This window comes from Streptomyces sp. NPDC059900 (assembly GCF_050270335.1).
Taxonomy (GTDB): domain Bacteria; phylum Actinomycetota; class Actinomycetes; order Streptomycetales; family Streptomycetaceae; genus Streptomyces.
On record NZ_JBNNJZ010000550.1, the window covers coordinates 1 to 5,271 of the forward strand.

The window sequence follows — 5,271 nt, forward strand, 5'->3', positions numbered from 1 at the left end:
CACCGACCAGCCCGAGGGCCTGACCAACCGCCCCGGCGGCGACGCGCGGCGCCTCTTCGACGAGTCGCACGCCCTGCTCACACAGACCTATCCGCAGGGCACCAAGTTCAAGCTGCAGCGCGACGCCGGGGACGACGCCGCGTTCTACATCGTCGACCTGATCGACCTGGAGCAGGTGGCGCCCGCCGCGAGCAAGCCCGCCGAGTGCACCTCCATCACCTCCTACGGCGCGATCCCCAACGACGGCATCGACGACACGGCCGCGATCCAGAAGGCCGTGACCGCCGACCAGAAGGGCGAGATCGCCTGCGTGTGGATCCCCGCCGGGCAGTGGCGCCAGGAACAGAAGATCCTCACCGACGACCCGCTCAACCGCGGCCAGTTCAACCAGGTGGGCATCCGTGACGTCACCATCCGCGGCGCGGGCATGTGGCACTCCCAGCTCTACACGCTCACCCCGCCGCACGAGGCGGGCGGCATCAACCATCCGCACGAGGGCAACTTCGGCTTCGACATCGACGACAACACCAAGATCTCCGGCATCGCCATCTTCGGCTCGGGCACCATCCGCGGCGGCGACGGCAACGCGGAAGGCGGCGTGGGCCTCAACGGCCGCTTCGGCAAGAACACCAAGATCAACGATGTGTGGATCGAACACGCCAACGTCGGCGCGTGGGTCGGCCGCGACTACAGCAACATCCCCGAGCTGTGGGGACCGGGCGACGGCCTGGAGTTCAGCGGCATGCGCATCCGCAACACCTACGCGGACGGCGTCAACTTCACCAACGGCACCCGCAACTCCACCGTCTTCAACTCCTCCTTCCGCAACACCGGCGACGACGCGCTCGCCGTCTGGGCCAGCAAGTACGTCAAGGACACCTCGACGGACGTCGGCCACGACAACGCCTTCCGCAACAACACCGTGCAACTGCCCTGGCGCGCCAACGGCATCGCCGTCTACGGCGGCTACGGCAACAAGATCGAGAACAACCTGGTGTACGACACCATGAACTACCCCGGCATCATGCTCGCCACCGACCACGACCCCATCCCCTTCACCGGACAGACCCTGATCGCCAATAACGGGCTCTACCGCACCGGCGGCGCGTTCTGGAACGAGGACCAGGAGTTCGGCGCCATCACCCTGTTCGCCCAGGGCCCCGACATCCCCGGCGTCACCATCCGCGACACCGACATCCACGACTCGACCTACGACGGCATCCAGTTCAAGACGGGCGGCGGCGCCATGCCGGACGTCAAGATCTCCGACGTGACGATCTCCAAGTCCAACAACGGCTCGGGCATCCTCGCCATGGGCGGCGCCCGCGGCAGCGCGACGCTCACCGACGTGACGATCAGCGGCTCGCGCGACGGCGACATCTTCAAGGAGCCCGGATCGCAGTTCGTGATCAACGGAGGGGGTGCCAAGAAGTCCTCCGTGCGGTCGTTCACCGCCCGCTAGCGGCGGCGCCGACCCCGGCAAGCGACAACAGCCGCCCGTCCCTGTCCAGCGGGGGTGGGCGGCTCACCGCTGCCCTCCTACTCCTCCCGCAAGCGCCGGGCCGCCGCGAGCCCCGTCGCCACGCACGCGGCGACGCCCACCCCCTCGTACAGCGCCCCGCACAGTGCGACACCGGGCAGCTTGCCGACCGCCTCGCGGATGGCGGCCACCCGGTCCGCGTGCCCCACCTCGTACTGCGGCAGGCCCTGCGGCCAGCGCGTGACCTTCGAGGCGTGCAGGTCGCCCATCGGGCCAAGGGCCTGGCTCAGTTCCGTCCGGGCGAGGGTGACCAGGCGCCGGTCGTCGAGGCCGAGCAGATGCTCCTCGCCGATCCGGCCCACCGAAGCGCGCAGGATCAGCTTCGAGGGCGCCTGATCACGCTGCCAGGCCCACTTGTGGGAGAGCAGCGTGGCCGCTTTGATCGTGCGGCCGTCCACCGGCGGGACGAGGAAGCCGTTGAGGTCCGGCGCGGGGCTGTCCTGCCACCGGCGGGCGAACGCCATGGTGACCACGGCCGATCCGGCGTAGCGGACGGCGTCGAGCTCGGCCCGGGCGGCCGGGGAGTGCGGGCCCAGGAGCGTGGCCGCGGCGGGCGCGGGCAGCGCGACGATCACCGCGTCGGCGTCCAGCGTCGCCGGACCGTGCTCGGTGGCCGCGTGCACCCGCCAGCGGCCGCCCGGGGCGCGATCGAGGGCGAGGGCGGTGCTGCTGGTGAGGATGCGGGCCCCGCTCGCGGCGGCCACCGCGCGCGGCAGCCGGCCGGTGCCGCCCGCCAGGCCGCGTACCACGCGGGGCTTCGGCCCCGGCGCCGTGCTCTGGCTCTCCCGGCGGCGGCGCAGGGCGGCGAGCAGGGACTCGTCCGACGCGGCGACGGGAGCGAGGAAGGGCAGCGCCGAGCGCAGTGAGAGCTGGTCGGTGCGGCCCGCGTAGATCCCGCCGAGCAGCGGCTCCACGAGGCGGTCGACCGCTTCCTGGCCGATCCGGGGCACGAGATACCCGGCGATGCTGATGTCGCTTCCCTCGGTGAGGACGGGATGCGCGGGGATCGCCTCCTCCCGGGCGAGCCGGGCAAGCCCCTGGTCGGACAGCAGGCCGCTGCCGGAGAGGGCGGCCGGCTCCGCGGGGATGCCCATCACGTGGCCCGCGGGCAGTGCACGCAGGGCGCCTCGCGTCCAGAAGGTGACGGGGGCGGACTCCGGGTCGCACAGACTGTCTCCGAGGCCGACCTCCTCCGCCAGGCGCACGGCTTCTGGGCGCAGCGCCATGACGGACTCCGCGCCTTCGTCGACGGGGATGCCGGCCAGGGTCCCGGTGCGCAGCTTGCCGCCCACGCGGTCGCCCGCCTCCAGGACGGTGACTTCGGCCTTGCCGCGCAGCTCCCAGGCCGCGGCGAGCCCGCTGATGCCGCCGCCGATGATGATCACTGAGCGCACGGGAACTCCTTGGAGAAGGCGGGATCCTGGTCCGGGACACATCGAGCGGCATCCGGCGCACCCGGCTCGTACGCACACCACGGGTCCGCCGCCAGATAGTCGCCGGTGACGGCGTAGGCCCTCGAGCGCGAGCCGCCGCACACCGAGCGGTACTCGCAGCGGCCGCACTTGCCGCGCAGCAGTGCGGGGTCGCGCAGCTCGGTGAAGAGCGGGGAGGTGCGGTAGATGTCGGTCAGCGGGCGGTGTTTGGTGTTGCCCGCCGACAGCGGCAGAAAGCCGCTGGGCGTGACCTCGCCGGTGTGCGAGACGAAGACGAAGCCGCGCCCCGAGGAGACGTCCATGGGCGGGCGCCGGTTGGTCCGCCGCTCGCCGTCGAAGAGCCCGAGCGCGGCGGCCCGTGCCGTCAGGCGTGCGTGCAGCTCCCCGGTGCGGGCCGTCTCGCCCCGCTCGGCGAGGGCGGTCCGCTGGAGCACGACGCGCCGGAAGTGGTGCCCCTCGGTGGTCTTGGTGGCCAGGAACGCCCCGCAGTCGTAGAGGAAGTGCAGGACGTCCTCGGTCTCGGCCGCGGTGAGCGAGGCGAGGTCGGCGCCACGGCCGGTGGGCACCAGCAGGAACCCGGACCACAGCATGGCCTTCTCGCGGCGCACGAGCGCGGCGATGTCGGCCAGGTCATCGAGGCTGTGCCGCGCGACCGTCGTGTTGATCTGCACCTTCAGGCCGAGGTCGCGGGCCGTGCGCCAGCCGCGCAGGGTGAGGTCGAAGACCCCCTCGACGCCCCGGAAGGCATCGTGCCGCGCGGCGGTGGAGGCATCCACGCTGAGCGAGAGCGCGACGGCGCCCGCGTCGCGCACCGCCGTCAGGTTCCGGCGGGTGAGGGTGGGCGTGCCCGACGGCGACACCGCCACCCGCAGGCCCAACCCGGTCCCGTACGCGATGAGATCGGCAAGGTCCGGGCGCTGGAAAGGGTCGCCGCCGGTGATGACGAACAGCGGGTGGGGCCGCCCGAACGCGGCGATCTGGTCCATCAGGGCCCGGGCCTGCGCCCCGTCCAGCTCGAAGGGACTGCGCCGGGTGTTGGCCTCGGCCCGGCAGTGCAGGCAGGCCAGCGGACAGGCCCGCGTCGCCTCCCAGATGACCAGGAAGGGGCGGTCGGCGACGGCATGCCGGGGCGTTCGTACGAGCTTGCCGGGGGCGGCCGGCGCCGGGGCTGTGAGAGCGGTCGTCATCGGGCTCGCTCCCAGCCGCGCCGCTCCGGGCGCGGGGTCAGCCGGCGTGGGTCGCGGCTGCGGTAGACGACGAAGGGCCGGAAGACGTAGCGCACCGGGGCGCTGAACATGTGCACCAGGCGGGAGTAGGGAATGAGCGCGAAGAGGGTGAAGCCGAACAGGATGTGCAGCTTGAAGGCCAGGGGTGCGCCCGCCATCAGCTGGTAGTCGGGGGAGAAGGCGAACAGCGAGCGGAACCACGGCGAGATGCCCTCGCGGTAGTTGTAATCGCCGGTCGCGCCGGTGGAGTTGAGGATCGTGGCCAGGAGTCCGAGGACGATGGCGCCGAGCAGGAAGGTGTACATCAGGTGGTCGCTGCGCAGGGTGGCCCGGCGTACGGCGGGCACCGAGAAGCGGCGGTAGACGAGCACCGCGATCCCGGCGATGGCCGCGGCGCCCGCGATCGCGCCGGTGCCGACCGCCACCAGGTGGTAGGTGTGGTCGCTGACGCCGAACGCGTCGGTCCAGCTCTGCGGGATCAACAGGCCCACCACATGGCCCAGTACGACGAACAGCATCCCGAAGTGGAACAGCGGCGAGCCGATCCTCAGCAGCCGCGACTCGTGCAGCTGGGAGGAGTGGCTGGTGCGCCCGAAGCGGTCGTAGCGGGCGCGCCAGACGGTGCCCGAGATCAGCAGCGCGATCGAGACGTAGGGCAGCACGCCCCACAGGAGGAGATCGGTCATGCCGACGGCCTTTCGGGGATTGCGTGGTCAGCGGAGCGGGCGGGCCAGGGCAGGTCGATGACCGCGCCGAAGGGCTCCATCGGCGAGCCGATGCCGACGAGTTCCTGCGGCGGCCCCTTGCGGGCCATCGCCTTGGCCTCTTCCCTGGTCTGCGGGGACGGGCCGGGCAGCGTGGTGCACAGCGCTTCGAGGACCGCCGCGTAGGGGGTGTCGGCCGCCGCGACGGCCAGGCGCAGCAGTTCGAGGCCGACCCGGTGCTCCTCGAGCAGGGCGGTGCCCGCTGACGGGCGGCGGGCGGCGAAGTCCAGGACGACGGGCAGGAAGTCGGGCAGTTCCTCGTCGGCGTACCGCAGGCCGTGCTCGCGGTAGATCTGCTTGACGCGGAC

5 protein-coding genes are annotated in these 5,271 nt (G+C 72.1%); 1 reads left to right on the forward strand and 4 read right to left on the reverse strand.

Going from position 1 to position 5,271, the window contains the following annotated elements; translation table 11 throughout:
- A partial coding sequence (locus ACQKIP_RS38740; RefSeq protein ID WP_427745221.1) for a right-handed parallel beta-helix repeat-containing protein occupies nucleotides 1-1,462 on the forward strand: 1,462 nt, incomplete at its 5' end.
- A 77-nt stretch (nucleotides 1,463-1,539) separates the two neighbouring features.
- Here ACQKIP_RS38740 and hemG read toward each other — a convergent pair.
- From hemG to ACQKIP_RS38760, 4 genes are all read right to left on the reverse strand, one after another.
- Complete coding sequence (gene hemG, locus ACQKIP_RS38745) at nucleotides 1,540-2,934, reverse strand: protoporphyrinogen oxidase (RefSeq protein ID WP_365853596.1); 1,395 nt, start codon at nucleotides 2,932-2,934, stop codon at nucleotides 1,540-1,542.
- Nucleotides 2,922-4,160 carry a TIGR04053 family radical SAM/SPASM domain-containing protein gene (locus ACQKIP_RS38750; RefSeq protein ID WP_365853594.1) on the reverse strand — a complete coding sequence of 413 codons (1,239 nt, stop codon included), beginning with the start codon at nucleotides 4,158-4,160 and terminating at the stop codon, nucleotides 2,922-2,924. The genes hemG and ACQKIP_RS38750 overlap by 13 nt, the downstream gene beginning before the upstream one ends.
- Complete coding sequence (narI, locus tag ACQKIP_RS38755) at nucleotides 4,157-4,885, reverse strand: respiratory nitrate reductase subunit gamma (RefSeq protein ID WP_365853592.1); 729 nt, start codon at nucleotides 4,883-4,885, stop codon at nucleotides 4,157-4,159. Before narI ends, ACQKIP_RS38750 begins: the two co-directional genes overlap by 4 nt.
- On the reverse strand, nucleotides 4,882-5,271 hold a 390-nt coding region (locus ACQKIP_RS38760; RefSeq protein WP_427745222.1), incomplete at its 5' end, for a nitrate reductase molybdenum cofactor assembly chaperone. The genes narI and ACQKIP_RS38760, both read right to left, overlap by 4 nt.